This is a genomic window from Butyricimonas sp. Marseille-P3923 (assembly GCF_900184685.1).
Taxonomy (GTDB): domain Bacteria; phylum Bacteroidota; class Bacteroidia; order Bacteroidales; family Marinifilaceae; genus Butyricimonas; species Butyricimonas muris.
Genome location: NZ_FXXL01000007.1, coordinates 1599439 through 1620672 on the forward strand (window position 1 = coordinate 1599439; position 21234 = coordinate 1620672).

The 21234-nt window shown below is 47.4% G+C and carries 13 protein-coding genes; 2 read left to right on the plus strand and 11 right to left on the minus strand.

Annotation, left to right across the window (positions count from 1 at the left end):
* Nucleotides 1-24: 24 nt before the first annotated feature.
* The 9 genes from CS948_RS18100 to CS948_RS18140 form a co-directional block, all read right to left on the minus strand.
* A complete protein-coding gene (locus tag CS948_RS18100; protein ID WP_255302070.1) occupies nucleotides 25-2361 on the minus strand; it encodes a Gldg family protein in 2337 nt (778 codons plus the stop codon).
* A 39-nt stretch (nucleotides 2362-2400) separates the two neighbouring features.
* Nucleotides 2401-3327, minus strand: coding sequence for an ABC transporter ATP-binding protein (locus CS948_RS18105; protein ID WP_099293385.1), 927 nt, complete (start codon nucleotides 3325-3327; stop codon nucleotides 2401-2403).
* 47 nt (nucleotides 3328-3374) lie between these two features.
* Nucleotides 3375-5672 carry a Gldg family protein gene (locus CS948_RS18110; protein WP_099293387.1) on the minus strand — a complete coding sequence of 766 codons (2298 nt, stop codon included), beginning with the start codon at nucleotides 5670-5672 and terminating at the stop codon, nucleotides 3375-3377.
* A 25-nt stretch (nucleotides 5673-5697) separates the two neighbouring features.
* A complete protein-coding gene (locus CS948_RS18115; protein WP_099293389.1) occupies nucleotides 5698-6630 on the minus strand; it encodes an ABC transporter ATP-binding protein in 933 nt (310 codons plus the stop codon).
* A 115-nt stretch (nucleotides 6631-6745) separates the two neighbouring features.
* Nucleotides 6746-7759 (minus strand): hypothetical protein, encoded by a 1014-nt coding sequence (locus CS948_RS18120; RefSeq protein WP_141560988.1) that lies wholly within the window; start codon nucleotides 7757-7759, stop codon nucleotides 6746-6748.
* 10 nt (nucleotides 7760-7769) lie between these two features.
* A complete protein-coding gene (locus CS948_RS21915) occupies nucleotides 7770-9263 on the minus strand; it encodes a RagB/SusD family nutrient uptake outer membrane protein (protein ID WP_255302071.1) in 1494 nt (497 codons plus the stop codon).
* Between the two features lie 19 nt (nucleotides 9264-9282).
* Nucleotides 9283-12825 carry a SusC/RagA family TonB-linked outer membrane protein gene (locus CS948_RS18130; protein ID WP_176555118.1) on the minus strand — a complete coding sequence of 1181 codons (3543 nt, stop codon included), beginning with the start codon at nucleotides 12823-12825 and terminating at the stop codon, nucleotides 9283-9285.
* An 88-nt stretch (nucleotides 12826-12913) separates the two neighbouring features.
* Complete coding sequence (locus CS948_RS18135; RefSeq protein ID WP_176555119.1) at nucleotides 12914-14059, minus strand: FecR family protein; 1146 nt, start codon at nucleotides 14057-14059, stop codon at nucleotides 12914-12916.
* Between the two features lie 63 nt (nucleotides 14060-14122).
* Nucleotides 14123-14659: an RNA polymerase sigma factor gene (locus CS948_RS18140; RefSeq protein WP_176555120.1), complete on the minus strand. Its 537-nt coding sequence runs from the start codon at nucleotides 14657-14659 to the stop codon at nucleotides 14123-14125.
* Nucleotides 14660-14776: 117 nt separating this feature from the next.
* Between CS948_RS18140 and CS948_RS18145 the strand changes: the two genes are divergently transcribed.
* Together CS948_RS18145 and CS948_RS18150 are read left to right on the plus strand one after the other, a co-directional pair.
* On the plus strand, nucleotides 14777-15943 hold the full coding sequence (locus CS948_RS18145; protein WP_099293399.1) for a metallophosphoesterase: 1167 nt from the start codon (nucleotides 14777-14779) through the stop codon (nucleotides 15941-15943).
* Nucleotides 15944-16285: 342 nt separating this feature from the next.
* Nucleotides 16286-17683 (plus strand): S9 family peptidase, encoded by a 1398-nt coding sequence (locus tag CS948_RS18150; RefSeq protein ID WP_099293401.1) that lies wholly within the window; start codon nucleotides 16286-16288, stop codon nucleotides 17681-17683.
* 47 nt (nucleotides 17684-17730) lie between these two features.
* Here CS948_RS18150 and CS948_RS18155 read toward each other — a convergent pair whose 3' ends face one another.
* The gene (locus CS948_RS18155; protein ID WP_099293403.1) at nucleotides 17731-19710 is read right to left on the minus strand and encodes a TlpA disulfide reductase family protein; all 1980 of its coding nucleotides are present in this window, start codon (nucleotides 19708-19710) and stop codon (nucleotides 17731-17733) included.
* A 111-nt stretch (nucleotides 19711-19821) separates the two neighbouring features.
* Nucleotides 19822-21231, minus strand: a complete 1410-nt coding sequence (locus CS948_RS18160; protein WP_176555121.1) for a RagB/SusD family nutrient uptake outer membrane protein — start codon at nucleotides 21229-21231, stop codon at nucleotides 19822-19824.
* Nucleotides 21232-21234 lie beyond the last annotated feature (3 nt).

Here is a 21234-nt window from a genome sequence, read left to right on the forward strand (position 1 = left end):
AATCGTAAATCATAAATCACTTAATTACTTGGATCTCCTTCTAATCCACAACACGATTCCGGCACCGGCAAGCAACAACGGGATAATCCATTTGAATCCCCAGTTCATCACGTAGAACCCGTATCTTCCGATGTCTACCCGGTTATCCGTCGTACTCGGTCTTCTCACGTCCACGGGCAATTCGTTATTACTCAACCAGTGGAAAGTACCCAAGTCCATGATGAAGTTGGTTTGAGAACGACCTTCCGTGATCTCCCCGTTAGAGATACAATCGGCATCCCCTAAAATCATGATACGCTGTTCTTTACCGTTCACCATACGGGTTAATGCCATACCCGCACAGTAATCCTTGGCCACCTCGCCTTTTGCCGGATTGATCGTCAAGGGTTCCTCCACGTAATCCAAAGACTCCATTTCGTTCCACACGGCGTATGAACGATTCTCTTTCCTCTGAATATTCAACGTATCGCTCACCAGCACGGGAGTCACCTTGAAACCCCGGTCAGCCACTTTCTCCAACCCTGCTGCCGTTGGCAACATCACCCCGTAAGCCAACCCGAAATAGTAACTCAACTCGCGGGCGGCAGGAGTAATCAATGCGTTCAGTATATCCGGTTGCAACCAATCCAAACGATATTGCACCAGCGTACCTTCTAACAATTCCACCCCGAAATACTTGTTCAACAACGGGTTCATCACTTCTCGTCTTCTCGGTTCTCCCAAAACATACAGATTGCCTCCCCGGGCTATATAATCTGCCAAAACCTGTTCTTCATTCTCAGTGAAAGGTTCACGCATATCGGCTATAGTCAAGATATTCACATCCGCCGGTATTCCCTTTTCCAAATTGATCTCCACAGTTTCAAATCCTTGGTTTACCAACGCCTGACGGAAATCTTTCTTGTAAGCGAAGAAGTAATAACCGCGAGTCTTCGTATCATGGATAGAGCGCATGCCGTATCCTTCCACGAAACCGATCTTCGGCACTTCCAGCGTCATCCGCTTCATGGCGGCAGATATTTCCGCCTCAGTCGGAAATGGATTCATCGGGTCGTCATACGTGCGCAACCAAGCTCTTTCACCGCTTTCACGCACCAACTCCCAAGCAAACGTTTTCTCCCCTTCCAAATTCGTCAACTCCCGCACTTTCTCGGGACTCAATACCCGGTGAACGCTATCCAACTGGAACAATTCGCACATTTTCTTAGCCGCCTGACGCACAGTTTGATTCTTACTTCCCAATCTTTGCGCAAAAGTTTCCCCGTATATCCCGTCAGCCGGGGTGATCGTATCGTAATAATACACCACTTTCAATTTCATTTCGGGTTTAAACCGCTCGTACAATTTAAAATGCTCCCGATTCTGTTGAATAAACTTGGGGAAAGCAAACATCTGGTAATTCGGTCCCAAGATATTCACGTAAGCCGTGATCGTCAAACCACCATCTAACTTCGACACGATTTCTTGGCTATGCGGCGTCAACGTGTTCCATTTCGTGGAAGAAGCATCGTAATACCCCATCAATTTCGGACGGGAAGAGAAATACCCTAACGTACAGGCAATCAATACAACAGCTACATATCTACCGAAAGAAACCTGCCAACGTACTTTCTGGCGCACTGCGTTCAAGCGAATCACCGTCAGGAACAAGAACAAAGCCGTCACGATCGGGAAATACAACACGTCCTCCGAGCAAAGCATACCCATCACGAACGTGGAAGCCCGACCATTAATACTCAACCAGTAAGTCACGTCACGAATGATGTCGTACTCCTGCCACCAGCCCCCGACCATGCTCAACAACATCAGAATGATAAACGTTCCGATTGCAGCCACGAACTGGTAAGAAGTCAAACTGGACACGAAAATACCCACTGCCACGTACGTGCAAGTCAACAGGAACAATCCCAACAGACCGACCAACACCACAGGTAATTCAAAGTTCTCCACCGTGAAAGCGGCATAAATCACGTAAAGCAACAATATTCCGCACATGAGGGCGGCGTAAATCACCATCGACAGAAATTTACCCAAGATAATCTGTGAATTACGAACCGGTGACGAATACAACAATTTAATAGACCCGCTACTCAACTCCCTACTAATCAACCCCATCGTCAACAGCGGGATATAATAATACAAGTAATTCTGCACGATCCCCCAAATCCCGTTCGCGAACAAAGACATGGAAGTCATCATCGTTCTCCCGCTCCCGTATTCATTCCCTTTCATGAACCACTCGTATCTCCCCGTGAAGAACAAGGCCGTCTGCAAAGTAAATATCACCAACAGAAACCATGCTACCGGCGAACAAAAAAGCATCCGCAACTCTGCCTTCGCTATTCTATATATCAATTTCATAATCTCAATTTTTTATAGTCACATACCTTAAATTATACATCAGTGCGCTTGTTTCGACAACGCCGCGAAAATATCGTCCAGCGAGCTTTTCTCCGGTCGGATCTCCACCAACCGCCAGCGATTGCGGGAACTTGCCTCGACCAAGCGTTCCAGTACACCTTCCGCATCCTCGAACGAGATACGGAAACGTTGTCCACCTAACTCCTCTACACCGGTCACCCCCTCCACTTGCATCAACACCTCGGGAGCCGGGGCATCCGCCAATTGCAAGAAAATAGTACTCGGCACGATATAATTATCAAACTGGTCTACCGTCCCGGAGAACACCAACTTTCCTTGTTCGATCATCAACAGGTAGTCGCATATAGCGTGCACTTCCCTCAAAATATGCGTGGAAAGGATCACTGTCCGCTCTTTCGCAATATCTTGTATTAGGCGGCGGATATCCAAGATCTGTGTCGGATCCAACCCGTTCGTCGGTTCGTCGAACACCACCAAGGCGGGTTTATGCACGATAGCCTGTGCAATCCCCACCCGTTGCTGGTATCCCCCGGAAAGATTCTTGATCAACCGACTACGGAAGTGCATGATAGAGCAACGCTCCATCGTCTCCTCCACGGCCGCTTTGATCTCGGCATCCGGCATCCGGCGCAAATAAGCCGAATGTGTCAGATACTCCTCCACCGTCATATCCGTGTACAACGGAGCCTGCTGGGGCAAGAATCCGATATGTTTCTTCGCCTCCAAGGGATCCAAACGCGTATCCGCACCGTGAATAAAAACATTCCCTTCCGTTTGTTTCAACACCCCGCATATAATGTTCATCACGGTCGATTTCCCCGCCCCGTTAGAGCCTAACAAACCGTAAATACCTTTCTTCGGGATCTCGAAACTAATATCCTTGACAGCCCATTGCACACTGTAACGATGTGACAAATGTTCCACTTTTACGATAGCTTCTTCCATAAATATCTTTTATTTCTTTTTTATCATACCAAAATTTTCACACTCGCTTATCTTCCTCTCCGTCGGAACCAGATGAACACCCCGCATCCCAACAATAAGATCGGTAACCCGAATTTAAACGCCGCTTTGAATACCCTGTACCAAGCCATGGAGATCGATACAGAAGAATCCTTCGTGTCCGGACGCCGCATATCCAAGGGTAATTCCCCGTATGTCATCCAGAGAGCAGTTCCTGCCAGCAGATTTCCATTGGCAGCCGAAACTCCCCGGGTGATCACGAACTCGTTGTTTGACAAACAATCGGCGTCACCCGTCACCAAGATACGCTGTTCCTTATCCCCCACTTGACGGGTCAACCCAGCCGCGGTAGTGAACACCTTGGAGATTTCTCCTGCCGCCGGGTTAAATTTCACGGTATCATCCACGAAATCCGTGGTTTCCAACTCCGTCCACACCGGAGCGATTGTATCCGTTTCCAAGAAGGCCTCCACCTTGAATCCCTTCTCTTCCACTTGCTCTATCCCCGCGCAATTCTCATGCACGATGCGGTAAGTCGTTTTCAACTGAGGCAGTAACTCTTTCCCTGCTCGAGTCGGCACTACCGCCAAAAGGTTAGCAGTAGGCAACGTACCCTTGAACCGCACGTCCGGTCCCACGACCAAAGGAGTCAACTCCAACCCGAAGAACTTGCCCAAGACCTTATTTTGAGCCTCCCGGTGGCTGGGTTCTCCCATGAATATCATGTTTCCACCCCGTGCAATATATCTCTCCAACACGGATTCCTCCTCCGGAGTCAATTCGGTACGCATATCCGCAATCCACAACAAATCAACGTCTTTCGCGATATCCTTATCCAACGTCACCTCTTCCAGATCGAATCCTTGATTAACCATAGCCGTGGAATGCCATTTATTTGTCAGCAAATACCCCATGTTATACGGGACGTCCCCGTACATACTTCTCTCCCGGTGTCCGGTCACGAACCCGATCTTGGGCACCTCCATCACCATACGCTTCAATGCCACGGATGTTGAACCTTCATCCAATAATCCCCGACCGGTAAAATCGTATAACCACTCTCTCTGCCCGTTTTCCCGAACAGCTTCGCGCACGAACCGGTATCCCTGCGATGCCAAATCCGCCATATTGTCCACCTCATTTTTTGACAATAACATCATACTGTCGATCTCGTACACCTCGCACAATTGGCGGGCTTGCTGCCAAGCAGAAGGACGTCCCGGCATACCCTCGTTCGGGTCGGCGTAATAATACACCACTTTCAACTTCGTTTCCGGTTTAAAACGCGTGAATTGCCGCGAAGCCTCCCGGTTATACATGATGAAATGGGGATAAGCGTAACTGCCGTATCTCTGGTCAAGCACGTTCACGTAAGAAGTGATTGTCAATCCTCCCTCCAATTTCCCCACGATCTCTTGAGCCACAGGAGTCAACGTATTACTCTTCGTGGAAGTCGTATCCGCGTAAGCCAACAATGCCGGGCGGGAAGAAACGAATGCCACCAAGCAAACCAAAGCGATCACCACAAGATTTTTATAAAGCGTGATCGTAAATTTCTGCTTCTGGCGGATAGCATGCAAACGGATAATCGTCAACATCAGGAACAACACTATCACTGTCGGGAAATAGATCAAATCCTCGCTACATAACATACCTTGAATAAAAGTAGATACACGTCCGTTCATTCCCAACCAATAGGTAATTTCCCGCACGAAGTCGTATTGCTGCCCCCAGCCGCTCACCATACCCAACAACATCAACACGATAAACGTACCCACGGCCGAAATCACCTGATAGGAAGTCAAACTGGAAACGAAAATACCCACCGCCATGTACGTGCAGGCCAACAGGAATATCCCCAACAATCCGGTCAACACCCATGCCCACTCGAAATTATCAATCGTGCACCAAGCAAATACGACATACACGAACAAGATCAACGTCAACAATAACGCGTACACCACCATCGCCAAGAATTTTCCTAACACGATATGGGTATTACTGATCGGTGAAGAATACAACAATTTAATAGAACCGCTACTCAACTCTTTACTGATCACCCCCATCGTCAACAACGGGATATACAGGTACAAGATATTCACCACGCTCGGCCATAACCCCGATCCGGCACCATATCCCATGATAAACAGACGTTTGGAACACCAATAAGTCGTTCCGCTATTCTCCACGTCAAGCACGAAGCCTTCAAGCATACCCGTGTAAAAGAACACGGTCTGAAAAACAAAACACAGTAGCAACAACCAAGCGATAGGCGAATAAAAAAGCATCTGCAATTCCGTCTTCGCTATTTTATATATGGCTCTCATAATAAATCTCTTTAACGTTTAGCAATTAATTTCCCTTTCCCTTCTCTGTCAACTTGGCGAATATCGTGTCTAACGAATTCTTCTCCTGCCGAATCTCCTGCATTCGCCAATGATGTTCGGTGCTTTGGTCCACGAGGCGTTCGGTTACCTCCTGCGCATCAGTAAAGCGCATGCGGAATTGCTGTCCGCCCAGGTCCTCTACCCCAGTCACACCTTCCACTTGTCCCAACACCTCGACCGAGGGTGCGTTGGCAAAGTGAACATATATCGTGTTCGGCACGATGTAATTGTCAAACTCGTCCACGGTTCCGGAAAAAACCATCTTCCCGTGATCCATCATCAGGATATGGTCGCAGGTAGCCTGCACTTCCGGCAATATATGCGTGGAGAGAATCACCGTGCGTTCTTCTGCAATACTCTTGATTAAATGACGAATTTCCACGATCTGGTTCGGGTCCAAACCGTTGGTCGGCTCGTCAAACACCACTAAATCCGGTTTATGCACGATAGCCTGCGCGATACCCACTCGCTGCTGGTACCCCCCGGATAAATTCTTTAACAACCGTCTACGAAAATGAGTGATAGCACAACGTTCCATCGCCTCTTCCACCGCCTTCTTCATCTCACGGGGTGCCACCCAGCGCAAATCTGCCGCATGTGTCAAATACTCCTCTACCGTTAAATCATGATACAAAGGAGGTTTCTGCGGCAAAAAACCGATATGCCGCTTGGCGGCAATCGTATCCCGTTTCGTGTTCACTCCCGCGATAATCACCTCCCCCTCGGTCTGTTTCAACACCCCGCACATGATATTCATCACGGTCGATTTCCCCGCCCCGTTCGCACCCAGCAACCCGTAAATCCCGTGCTTGGGAATTTCAAAACTTACATCTCTCACAGCCCACTGGATGCTATACCGATGTGACAAATGTTCTACTCTTACGATAATCTCTTCCATAACACTGTTATATTTTTACATACAATACACCCTAAAAGCATCGCCCGTCCCGTAAAAAACGAGCGATGCATCACATATAAATGATCACTAAAAAACTAAACTAACATCGATGTTTTTATTCTCCCTCCCCGGTCGCAAAACGTTCGGGGAAACGGATACGATCTAAACTCAACCCGAAACTCTCGATATAATCAACCAATATCTCGTACTTCTGCCGCACTTTATCATATCCGCGTTGAGGATACAATATTCCGGTATAGTCCATATACGATTGATTGTCATACATACTCCAATTTGCAGTTTCCGACTCCAACTCCGCCATGGAATACGACATCACTAAGTCCATGTAAAAAGCGAAATCTTTTTCCTGCATCTCCGTTAGCACGAAGCTGCTTTTTACCGTTTGTACATTCAGGTACCCGAGGGCGAAAACACTGTTCGACGGTCCGGGAATAGCAGTAGGACTTCCCGGCCATGCTGTAGGGTTAGGCACCTTATAATCGGAAACCTGCAAAAATTCTTCCGGAATAGAGAAAAGTCCTTTCGTTGTCAAGATGTTAATAAAGACCTTATTAACCTCTCTTAAAAAGTCTGATTTCACGCTTTCCGTAATTTCAAAATCTTCTCTCGCCCCATTCAATGCGATATAATCATACCCCTTGTATGCCATCAACTCCACGGAATCCCCACGTTCCATCTTTCCCGTAAGATAATTCATTTTCCAACTTCCCTTCCACAATTCAGAACACAGGAACACCTTCAAAGGCATGTTTTCCTTTAGCATATCCTCCGAGTAATAATCCAAGAAAAGTTCCTGAAACATCTCCAATACTGGTCCCACGTGCTCCGGATCCGCTTGCTTTGCCGACAAATATCCACCCAAATTCGGTTCTACTTGTTCTTCCCATGCGGTATTTGCCCAGTACAAATCACCTATCTTAAAATCATAAACCGTGTAAAAACCGTATTTATCAAACCATGCGACAATATCCTTGTCATACTCGTGATTGCCTTGAGGCAAGGAATACATCATCTCGCTCCCCTCCGTGGGTACGATATCTTTTTCGTTATAGCACCCGGTCCATATCACGGCGCAAAAAACGATAAATAATAAATATCTGAATTTCATAGTAAAACAATTATTCGTTATGAGTACTATTATCAACACCATTCGCCAAGTTCGGGTTTCGCAACAACACTTCTCCCGGGATGGGCAATACATACCGTCCGTCATTTTTCCGTAAGGTATAGGTCGTTTCGTACCCGTTATCGTTATCCAAGAAAACATGAGTCAACTCCGGCATTCCCAAGCGACGCAAATCGAACCAACGGTGATTGCCTTCATAACATAACTCCCGACGTCTTTCCCGCAAACAGAATTCCAACAATTCTTCTGCATTAGCGAATTTATCCATGGCCACATCCACGTACTCGGCGCTTAAACGATGCCGGCGCAATTCATTCAAGTCTTCCAAAGCCAAGCGAGCCTCTGCCTCGTTACCGGACTTCATGTATTTACGAATATAAGCCTCTGCACGGTTCAAATACACCTCTGCCGTACGGATCCCTGCATTAATCCAATATTGAGCGGCATAGCCTTTCAATACGCATCGATATACCCGGGGATTGTCCCAAGAACTCCATTTAAACCAACCGATACCCCTGTCATCCATACGTCCGTCTGTAGTTCCATCAACATCATATAACAAGTAAAGATCAAGCAAATCCGAAGAAGGGATAAAAGGAGCTATCACATCTCTATCTTTTGTAGTACCATCCGTTTCCGCCATTGCCCACAATATCTCGGTTCTCGTGTTTCCATGATACACGCCAGATCCAGAAGCATTGTAAGCAGATTTCAAGTCCAACAATTGCGGTTGAATATCTAACACGGAATCGGCATAGCTGATTACCTTATCCCAATCATTCATGTGAAGATAAACTCGAGATAACAAAGCATACCCTGTCGGATACCGTAAACGCAATATATCATTCGATTGTCTTTCATGGTTCTCTTTCATCAATTGGGTTCCCAACAATATATCTTTCAGTATCTGATCGTAACATTCTGCCACGGTATTACGCTTGAATTTTTCGTCCGTAACGCCAGTAACCAATTTCAAAGGAACACCGAGATTCGTTGTCGGATCTCCGCCATTGTAAGGGGCTCCGAAAAAATTCACCAGCATATAGTAATACAAGCCCCGCAAAACGTAAGCCTCACCTTTAATATGTGCCTTTTTCACGTCACTCCCATCCATTTCGTCCGTGTATTCCAACACGATATTACATCCTTTAATCCGTTCGTAAGGAGTAGACCAAAAAGTGATGTCCGCTCCCCCGCCATCTTCATGGAACATAGCTTCATCCCATCTGAATCGCCACGATTCACTTTCTTTGCGAGTCACAAGCCCCACATCTACAATCGTACTCTGTACATTATCCGTGAATATCTCTGTTTCGCGATTAAACAATCGACCCGCAGCTTGTGTCGGATAAGCTCCCGACTCCAAGATTTTTTCCATATCCGACACCGTTGAAGGGCGAACTTCACTCTGACTTTGCTCTTCCAAAAAGTCACCACATTGAATAAAGCAAAGTGCCAGAAATAGTAAAAACAACCTTGATTTCATATTCGTATTTCTTTATGATTTAAAAACTTACACTAACACCTAACGACATGGTTCTCTGCAATGGTTGTCCGCCCAAAGCCACCTCCGGGTCGCGTCCCTTGAAATCCTTACTTCTGATTTGGAACGGATTTCCTAACGAGAACGAGAATCCTATGCCTTGCAACGTACCCGGCAACAATCTTTCCGGCACGGAATAAGAGAGCGATATACTACCGCAACGCAAATACCAAGCATCCACCACGCGTACCGATGAATAAGCATACAAATCATACGGGTTATAATTTTCATTCACTACCTTCACCAATCTTGCACTCGTGATCATATTTGGCAACGAAGGAACATTAGTAATTTTTTCGTCTCCCGGTTTTCTCCAACGTTTCACCCATTCAGTTGACATATTTTCATACTCGCTCGGGATACTTTGTGTCATATTGCCCATCGGAGCCAAGAACGTCTGGTTACCCACGCTCAAGTACAAACCACTCGACAACGAGAAGGTTTTATAGCGAATAGAAAAGGATACCCCACAGTTAAAGTCCGGCTCCATCTTTCCGGCATAATCCATGTACACGGTGGCATCTGTCGTTGCTTCTTCCAATTCCGAGCCACTCAAATCAAACATCGGTCCACCGTGTTCGGGATTTAATCCGGCAAAACGTAACGCCCAGAAACTAGACACCGCGTATCCTTTTTTACTCAAATTACCGCTAGCGGCTTCCTGCCAATTATGGCGAGGTTCCACTTCCGATTCCAGTTTGTTGTACACTTTCCCCATATTGAAGCCCAAAGAAACGATGAAATCTTTCCCTTTCACCGGACTAAACCCGAAACTGGCATCCCAACCGGAATTTGTCATCTTTCCACCGTTGATAGGACGGCTGGGTACCCCATTCTCGTATGGCACTTCCAAAGCAATCACCATATCAGTCGTTTTCTTGTAATACCCGTCGAAAGAGAACGAAATCTTATTATCAAACAAACTACCACTAATACCATAGTTTATATTCTGCACCTTCTCCCATTTCAATTTCGGAGCGGGCAGATCCTTAACGGTCAACGTATAATCATAACTTCTGGGATCCATACCAATCGTCGCGATCAGGAAAGGACTCACGTTATCCACCACGTTACCCTGATACCCGTAAGAGAAACGGAAGTTCATACCGCGTACGACATTCTGGTTCTGCATCCAAGGTTCCATCTCCATGTTCCAACGGAAACCCAATGCCCACACGGGTTGGAAACGGGCACTCTTGTCCTGACCGAACCGATTGGAAGCATCCCCGCGGGCGCTCACATTAAAGGCGAAACGATCGTCGAACATATATCCCAAGGTCACGTAATACGACATGGTATTCGATTTCGTATCTGTAATCTTAGGAACCGTACGGAATAAATCACTAATATTTGTTGTTCCCGAGTGAAAAGGAGGAATGTTTACGATCACCTTACCCCTGTCCGGCATATACCCGTAAGTGGTTTCAGAAGAACCCTTGCTCCGAGAACTCATTAACTCGTACCCAAGAGCTGCCGTAATAGAATGTTTCTCACTAAACACTTTCACGAAATCCAGTTGGTTACGCCAACTCCACCCGGTCGATCCGCTCATGGATTGGGTCAATTCACCCCCGTGCGGAAGCACTGACACATCATACTTTTCATCTCCTTTAGCAAATTCTTCAAAATTATATTTTCGTATATTGGCAATATAATTCGTCTGCTCCGTACGCCAAGTTTCCCCATTCATGCGGGAATTACTATACGATCCCGACATCGAATAAGACAATGATTCCAAGATTTGCCAACGTAAACTCAAACTCGCATTCAAAGAAGCCAACGTATTTTCGTTTCCACTATGTTTCAACTCATTCTCCATATTAAACAAGAAGCCGTTATCCTTGTGTTCGTAGAAAGACAACTCTCCATCAGCATCTTTATGCGGAATAGCCCTACTTGTCTTCGATGCGTAAGTGAAAGGATCATCACCCACGAAACCTTGCGTTTCCGATACACTACCGGCGAGTGAGGTCGACAACGAAATCTTCTCCCATAGACGGGCAGAGATACTCACGTTACCCGTGTACTGGGTTTGACCGTTCCCCTTCGCCGTGTTGTTATTGTCACTCACTCCGAAAGAAGCGTGATAAGTGGCTTGCTCCGTACCGCCGGAAATACTCACCGTGTGATTGTGGCTGATCGCGTTTCTGAAGAATACCTTGAACCAATCCGTGTTATTCTTTTCCAACTGTTTTGCTTGAGCGGTAAATTCTTCCAAAGAAATCTCCCGGTTCCGATACGCTTTCGCCAAAGCCGTGTAACCGATATTCTGGTTTCCGGACAGGGGAATATTCGTTTCGTAAGCCTCACGGGAAACATCCACACGTTGTTGCGAGTTCATCAACTCCATCTTATTGTAATTCATCCGCGGAGAATACGACATACCACCGGAATAGCTGATAGACATACGACCCACTTTTCCTTTCTTCGTCGTGATCACGATCACCCCGTTAGCCGCTTTTGTACCGTAAATAGCCGTGGCAACAGCATCTTTCAATACCGTGATTGACTCGATATCCTTCGGGTTCAACCAAGAAATAGCACCCCCCACGAAATCGTTGATCATATCCGTATTACTCGGGTCCAAGTTATTAAATTCATTCGTGTTAAACGGAAGCGGATCGTTCTGTATAATACCATCCACTACCCATACCGGCTCGGCATTACCCAACAACGTAGAGGTTCCCCGTACACGTATTTTCTGGCGAGTACCCGTCAATCCGCTACGGTTGATCACCATCATCCCCGGAACCTTACCCTGTAACGCCGCCTCTAAGGTTCGTGTACCATCCAATATTAAGTCGTCCATGTTCACCTTACTGATAGAACCGGTAGAAGATTTCTCCTTGATCACCTGATACCCAGTCACGACCACCTCATCCAGCGCCGCCACGTCCTCTTCCAAACTCACGCGCAACATATCCTTCGCCCCCGAGAAAGCCACCTGTTTCGTCTTGTAACCGATACAAGAAAACTCCAGAGTCCCCTTCTCTACCGGCAACGAAATCGTGTACTTACCCTCGCTGTCTGTGGCAACACCCACTGTTGTCCCCACTAACTTTACGGTAGCACCCGGTATCGGTGCTTTGTTTATGTCCTGCACTTCACCCTTGAGCACCGTCGCTTTCACCTCCTTCGTCATGGGACGCTTGTAAATAATAATGGTTTCATCCACCTGTTTCCAAGTCAAATCCGTTTTCTTTAAACACTCGTCAAGAATCTCCCCCACCGTTTTTTGTTTCACGTCAAAGCTAATCTTGGTATAAGCCTTAACATCGTCAAGCTGGTAAGCGAAAGTCTGGTTACTTACCTCCCTCAACTTTTCAATTACCCGATCCAAAGACACGTTCTGCATCTTCAAATCAAATCGTTTCTCCTGTGCCTGTGCGTTCCCCGGGACACTCGACAAGAAAACAAAACCTAATAACAGGTACAAAAACCTGTGAACAAATGCAAGAGGGAATTTTATTACTCCTTTCTTGCAGGTGTAACCGTTTTTTTTCATAATTTTGAATTGAATTTTAAAATAACAACTAGTTCTCGCTCTGCGAGAATATAGAGAACGGGAAGTTTCGCGAGAACTTCCCGCTTTTCTATTCATTACGTCTTACTTCGATCACGTCATCTTTTTTAACAAAACAAATCTTTTTCGTGTTTTCTAGAATCTCCAGCACGCTGTCGATATCCTCGTAACGTTTCGTTTCCACGGAAAAAAGCATACTCCCGAGATCCCGGTCGTTAAAACGAACTGTCACGTCATACCAATCACTCAAAGCCCTCATGATCTCGAATAACGAACGCTCCTTGAAATAAAACCGGTCGTTCAACCATGCCGTATTGACATCCACATCCGCCTCCTGCACGCGGATACCTTTATCACCCGTGGCAATCACCCCCTCCTGCCCCGGGAGCAACACCACCGAATCCCGTGAATCACTCAAACACACGGAACCGCTGACCAACGTCGTACGACTCGGTTGTTCATTGTAACAGGAAATATTGAATTGCGTTCCCAATACTGTAACGCTATTATCCGCAAAATGAACGACAAAAGGTCTTGTATTGTCCGGGACAACCTCGAAATACGCCTCCCCCTCTATCCACACTTCCCGGGTCGTTCCGGTAAAAGGCACCCGATAACGAAGAACGGTATTCGTGTTCATCCGCACGTGGCTACCGTCGCCGAGCACCAACGAGAATTCCGCTTGCCGCGGCACCCGTATCGTGTGCCACACGGGTTCCTCCACGGCACCCGTATCCGTTGCGTAAGTTAACTCCTTCCCTTTCTGTTTCACGGCTACCTCGTTTTGACGTTGCAAACAATCGATCCCCGCGGAATCCAAAACATACTCTTTGTCACTCACGGAAATCGTCGGTAAATTACTCGCCACGGGCACAATCATCAAAGGTTTTACTTGCTTCTGAGTCGGGAAATACAACCACAACGCCACCGTCAATGCCGCCACCACGCAAACTGCAACTGCCGAATACCTCAACACGAGGCGACGTCCCCGTCCCTTGGACAAATACCTCTTCCGGAAAACCTCCCATTCCTCTTGCCCCGTCGGCTCCCAACACACACGGGGAAGATTTACCTCTATATCATCATAAAGTTCCTGTAAAGGCAATTCCTTCCCCGGGGCACGAACCTCCCCCTCTTCCCGGCTCACCTTCTCCTCCGCCAGACGCTTCGCGAATTGCCTCGCCAAATCTATTCGTTTTTCTATTTCACGCTTCATCGCACTTGTTTTAATACACATCATACGAAGAAGTCGAAAAAACGGGTGAATGGAAAATATAATTTAGATGAATATTTTCAACAGCACGGATACAATATACTGGTTACTAATCATTTCTCTCAACTTCTCGTAAGCATTTTTTTTCAAAGTCTTTACCGTGTTGATCGAAACACTTAACTCGTCGGCAATCTCTTGCAGTGAATACCCCTGCAACGTGAGTGTGGCAATCTGCCGGGAACGTTCGGGCAACTTATTCACGGCCCCGCGCACGATCCGGTAAGTTTCATTACGCGTCACCTCGTCCAGAAAAAACTCCTCACCGTAAACCTCGTCCTTCAATTCCTGAAACTTACTCTCGATCACTTTTTGCAATCGCAAATGATCCAAACATTTATTCCGTGCCGACGTGTACAAAAAAGAAAGGATCTCCTTCTCCGAGAAAACCGGATTAAAATGATTCCAAAGCGAGAAAAACGAATCTTGGGCTACATCCCGTGCCAACTCCTCATCCTTTAGATAGGAGCTACAAAAATCCCGTATAGCTTGAAAATATTCAAGATATATCGTTTCAAATCGCTTTTGATTTTCAGATGTAACCATTACTCCTATCACCCGTATTACGTGACTTAACACGACAAAGGTATATATTTTCATCAATAACGCATCAAACAAAAAAGAAATTATAACTTTGAGTTTCAAAAAATATACTCGTGAACTATGATCGAAAAATTAGCCATCTATTTTATATTCTTACTCGTTATTCCGGACATCTATATTTACAAGCTATATATCAAACGGCATATCGCCAACCGACGTACCCGATTGCTGTGGTTCGTGCCGTCGGTTATCTTGATGCTTGGTCTTCTATGGATATTACTGTTTTCACGAGGCGGACACGGCGGACAATCTTTTATCGGGATTTTCACGATCACGTACCTTGCCATCGTGCTGTCCAAGGTGATTTTTTCCATTTGTTCGCTACTCGACCTGCCGACAAGATACACGCTGAAATTACAGTCCCATCCCTTCGCGTGGTTAGGTGTTGTCGCGGGAGCCGCCACGATGTTGGTCATTTTGTACGGCACATTTTGGGGACGGAAACAATTCGAGGTAAAACAGATCGTTTTCACGTCTCCCGATCTCCCCGCAGCTTTCGACGGCTACCGGGTGGCACAGGTTTCGGATATACACACCGGAAGCTGGCACGATAACCGGGAGGCGTTGCGAGAAGCAGTCGATCTCGTCAACGCCCAACGGGCAGACATCATCGTGTTCACGGGTGACCTTGTAAATAACGAGGCAGCGGAGATCGATCCTTTCGAGGATATTCTCTCCCGCCTGCAAGCCCCCGACGGGGTGTATTCCGTACTCGGGAATCATGATTACAGCCCGTACCGTCATTGGGCGAGCAAGAAAGCTCGTGAAAAGAACCTGCAAGACATCAAGGAACGACAAGCCGCCATGGGGTGGTATCTACTTGACAATAAACACGTGATGCTGCACCGTGGTACGGATAGCATTGCCTTGATCGGTGTCGGGGACGATGGCGGACGTACTCTCGACCGATACAGCGATCTCCCTCTCGCCATGCGAGGCTCGGAACAAACCGCTTTCAAGCTGTTGTTGAGTCATACCCCCACGCACTGGCGTCGGGAAGTGCTCGACACGGACATCGATCTCACGCTTTCCGGGCACACGCACGCCATGCAATTCGCCCTCGGTCGCCTCTCTCCCTCCTCCCTCATGTACCCCGAATGGAGCGGACTATACATGGAAGGTTCGCGAGGTCTGTACGTCAACGTCGGGCTGGGATTCATCGGGCTTATGCCCTTGCGTTTCGGTGCATGGCCGGAAATCACGGTCATCACGCTGAAAAAAATGTAGGATTCAGAACCGAAGCAAGGCTGTAACTTAGCTCCTCCTCTGTTTATAGAGGAGGTGGCAGCGAAGCTGACGGAGGAGTTTGTGATCACGGTATTCAAGAACTCCCTCCCCCCTTCGGGGTATTGAGCCCGGAAACCGGTCTCGAACTGGCTCTCGCTCGGCAACAAGGAAGCAAGCTTCCCTGCTGCCCTCGCTTACTCGCCAGTTTCCCTCTATAAACAGAGGGAGAGCTAGTTACTCTCTCCGCTTCGGGAATCCTTTCATTTCAAATTCTAAATTTCCCGTTCCGGTGACACTTTTCGCCCGTTCGGGTGTTTTGAGTGAAACTAAAATCACAAAAGTATGTTATACCTTAAAACAATCACGTTATTATTCTTTTTACCGTTACTCGGTTGTACTTCCACGCCGCATGCGTGGCAGGGACAAGCAGGCAGTAAACGGATTTTTATCGAGTTACAAACTACACCGGAGGGAATAAACCGGGCTTTCCTGTCGCTCCCGGAACAATGGGTAAACAACGCAGAAGCGGATTCGCTCATCTTCTCCGACAAGGACATTCTGGCAATTGTCGAGCGGGACGGTATTCAGTTTGAAGGGACATTCCATTCCGGCAAGGATTCTATTCGGGCAAAAGTGACAACGTACGGGAAAACCCGGGAATTCAATCTTGGCAAGGTCGACAGTCTGCAACCTCTCTACTTCCCACAAAATCCCCGTCCCCCCTATCCTTACCGTTCCGAAGACATCACCTATACCTCGTGCGACTCCATACAGGTAGCGGGGACGTTGACCGTTCCGCGAGGGAAAGGACCTTTCCCGGCAGCGATTATCATATCCGGTACCGGAAAGCAAGACCGTGACGGCACGTTCTCCGGTCACAAACCTTTCTTTCGCGTGGCCGATGAACTGACGAGGCGGGGATTTATTGTCCTGCGGACAGACGACCGGGGAACGGGACAGACAAACGGTATATATGAAATGGCTACCACGAGAGATTTTGCCCGTGACGCGCAAGCAGGCATCGATTACTTGAAAACACGTCCCGAAACCGACAAAGAACGTATCGGGGTTATCGGGCACAGCGAAGGCGGTCAAGTGGCATTTATACTTGGGGCAGAATCTCCCGATGTTTCATTCGTGGTTTCCCTCGCGGGTGTCGGCGTGGACGGTTTGCAGATTCTGGAATTGCAGAATAAAGCGATTCTTGAAACCACCCCGGGCATCACTTCCGCGCAAGTGGGACAGTTTATGGATTTATTCAACACTCTTTTTCAAACGGTACATTCCGTTCCTCTCGAGCAGCCTCTTGAACGCCCCCTGCGTACCGCTTTCGACAATTGGATATCCCGTCAGGACAAGGCGACTCTCGAAGCTGTAAACCTCACCGACGGCAGGGAGGAATCCTTTTTCAGCCGCTACCTTTATCAGGCACAAAGTCGCTGGTATCGTGAAATGGTGCAATACAATCCTGCCGATTATATCCCGAGGATTACTTGTCCCGTGCTGGCACTCAACGGCGACCGGGATATCATGGTTCCCTCTGACGAGAACCTTGCTTCGATAAAAAAACTGTTGGATGAAGGTGGCAATACCCGCTATAAAATCGTGGAACTCCCCGGCTTGAATCATATGTTCCAACGCTGTGTTACCGGAACACGGGAAGAAATACCCGATCTTGAAGATGTATTCTCGGAAGAAGCCTTACAAATACTGGGTGACTGGTTGGAAACCAATAAATAATAAAAACGGGAGAGTCGGTAACACTCTCCCGTTTCTATTCATTTCGTTTATTCCGCCTTTAATGTTTCTATCACGAAGCTAACCTCTTCCGCCAAAGCAGAGGGGCTACCCATGTACCCGCCCACGCTCCAACGCAGGTTTCCCTCTCCGTCAATAATCATCTTGTGGGGAATACCGGAGAATTTAAACGCTTTGCAATATGCGTCGTAAACAGCCGACCGAGTACCCGTTTGGGGATTCACGTTATCGACAAGCACGTCAAGAGAATAATTTTTCTCTTTCAGAAATTCCCTGATCTTCTGCCGGAAATCGGCTTTTGTTTCCATCGTGGCGATAAAATAGAAAGCCACGTCAGGATCATTCTTGTACTTGTTCACCGCCATCTGCATTCCCGGCAAAGATGCTTTACAGGGAGCGCACCACGTTGCCCAGAAGTCCAACACGATAATCTTTCCTTTCATCTTGGAAAGATCAACCTTTTTCCCGTCCAAATCTTCCAAGGCATAAAGCGTGATCTTTTCTTTAATCATCGACTCTTTCAAATGCGCCTGCATCTCCTGCTGCTTTTCCCGTGACTTCAAAGAATTGACATAAGCATCAAAATCCTTGTCATTCTTGTGTGTCTTCAAGTAATCGGCACGCAAAATATCCAACATCCCGGGAGTCACGGCATCTTCCCGAACCCCGGCAATGATAGTCGGAATCACGAGCGAGGAATAATCGTTCTTCTGTAACAACTGCACGTACAGTTCATTGTAAACGGCTGACTTGTAAGCGTAAATATCCTTTATCTCCTCCATCAGTTCCAAGGCTTCGGCAGGTGACCCGGTGGCAGCCAGCACGGAAGCATGGGCAAGAATCATGTCTTTTCCTCTGGCGAGCAGTTGCTGTTTCCATTCCCGGTCGGAATACACCCGGGCAGAACCCTCGCAGGGACGGGTCATCACCTCGTCATAGATCAACTTCGCGAAAGGCAATACCTGTTCCGGCGTCCGCTGGTTCGTGCTCAAAGGTACTTGTACCATATGCCAGTAGAAGGTGAGCAACAAATTCTGGGGCACATCATGAATATACTTGTACAACTGGCTGTAATCGTCCTTCTTGATAATAGGCTGATAAACCACCGATTGGAATATCTTACCAAGGTACATACCGGTCATTTCCGTTTCCGTGTCTCGGAATTTCTCCACAGGAAAACGCTTCAGAAATGCCTCGAACTCGGGCGTCTTCGCGTCCGGATCGCTAATTCTGAATATACGCCATATCTCCCGGTCACGAGCGAGAATCCCGTCAGGGTATTCCTTTAATATACGCTGTTCCACAACGGCGGCAACCGCTGTATCCTTAACGATATTCCGGGCAACTTCCAATGCTTTCAAGAGGGTTTCCTCGTCCACCTCGGGCAAGTTCACGATAAAATTCACATCGCTCAACATCTGCTCGTGTTTCTCTCCCGGCATCATTTGATTCAATAACTTGGCAGCGTAATAAAACACGTACCGCCGTGCTCCCGGATCTTTCAGTAACTGTTGATTAAGCCAGAAACGCATCACGTCATCATCAATATAAGCCTCTTCCTCGCAATAACCGGGTAACGATTCCAACTTCTTGTTGCGCAGCATACCCCATCCGATGTACGACGTGGGCAAGTTCCGCCCGTCCCGGTCGAAAGTCATCGTGGCATAAGTCGCGCGTCCGCCCGAATCCTGCTTGTCACCCGCGTAAAATTTACATACCACCAACGCGCACCGGTCAGGAATCATGCAAGTAGCCTCCCAAGCCGTGTCGTTTTTCACCAGATTCAAGTCTTCCGCCTCCCAGCGTAGATCCTGCCAGTAATAGACCGTCCCGTGAACAGTCTCTTCCCCGGCAAGCGAAGTCAACGAGTTATCATACGTGAACTTCACCTCCTGCCCCACGACAGGCACTAGCGGAATAATATGAAACGGTCTGCGATTTTGCGCACTCAAAGCGCACGAGATAAACAGAAGTACCACGATACTTCCTAACAATGTGATTTTTTTCATACAATACGAATTAACAAGTTTATAAAGTTTATAAGGTTCATAAAGTTTATAAAGTAATAGGCATACCTAACCTTATGAACTTTATAACTTTATGAACCTTACGAACTCTTTTTATTCTATCTGCCCAATCTCCGGGTTTTCCTCCAAGTACAACTCGCCCATCGGGAACGTGTAGCGTACCGCACCGGGTTGTAAAGTATAAGTAGTACCTTTAAACACGCGGGTAACGGTCTGTGTCGGGAAATCGGGATCGTTCGCCAGACGGCGTTGATCCATCCAGCGCAACCCGCGACACATCAACTCTTTCCGTCGCTCTTGCAACACGTGTCCCAAAGCCTCGGTCGCGGTCGCAGCACTTAACGTATAGTACTCGTCCGGGGAGAAACGATATTCCCGCAGAGTGTTCAGGATATTCATCGCCTCCGTCGTCTTTCCCTCGCGAGCCCAACATTCCGCTTCAATCAACATCATTTCCGGCACAGAGGGACCCATGCTACGGGATTCATACTTCGGGTAACTACTATTATACAAATGATTCTTGAAATAGATCCGTCCCGTGTACTCCACGCCTAACTCGGACATCGGTCTGGTGAAATACAAGTAACGCAGGTCATAATCCCGGTCAAACAAGTTCAACAAACCATCACTCAACACAAGATCAACGGCACTATAAGAAGTTAACGAGAAAGTCGTTCTCGGCATCTTGGCAAGTATCACTTCCTTGTCCTTCAAGTTTTCCGGGTAAGTTACCGCATCACCGATATAAAGATTCAGATTCTCCAGTCCACTCTGCAACTTCAACGCTTCCACGGCATTAGCCTTTGCCTCCGTGTAATTCCCCATCAGCAAATAAGCCCTCGCTTTCAAGGCGTAAACGGCACATTTACTCGGGTAGAAATTGAACTGCGATACGTCCGGCAGATACTCGAAAGCATCGTTCAAATCACTGATAATCTGCTCGTACACCCTCTCCACGGACGCACGGGGCAAAGAACCCTCCACGCGGGGAGTCGTCAATAAAGGCACCCCCTGATCGGTCGCAGCAGTCGCAGCGTTATAGGGCTTACCGTACACGTTCACCAATGCCAGATAAGCATCGGCACGATGCACGAGCGCCTCGGCACGGATCGATAGTTTCTCTGCCTGCGTTCCGTTTTTACTACCCATCACCTCATCGATCACCACGTTACAATTATAAATCACTTGATAAACGGCATTCATCTCCTGATCATTTTCCGACTGACTGTAAATCTCGTCCGCCCACGTGTATATCGGGATAAACTTATCCGTTTCGTATACAGCGTTCTGCTGCGTTTCATCGGACATATTGATGTCGTCCGAAGCCACATCATGGTACGCAAGCGTGTACTTGAAATTCTCCGTGTTATTCATCAGGTAACGGTAATTCACCGTTTCCTCCGGGATCAATTTCCCCTTCGTCTTGATATCCACCCAATCCGAGCAGGCGGAAAGCGAACAGGAAAGCCCGACAACCAAACTCAATAATATATTCTTGTTCATATC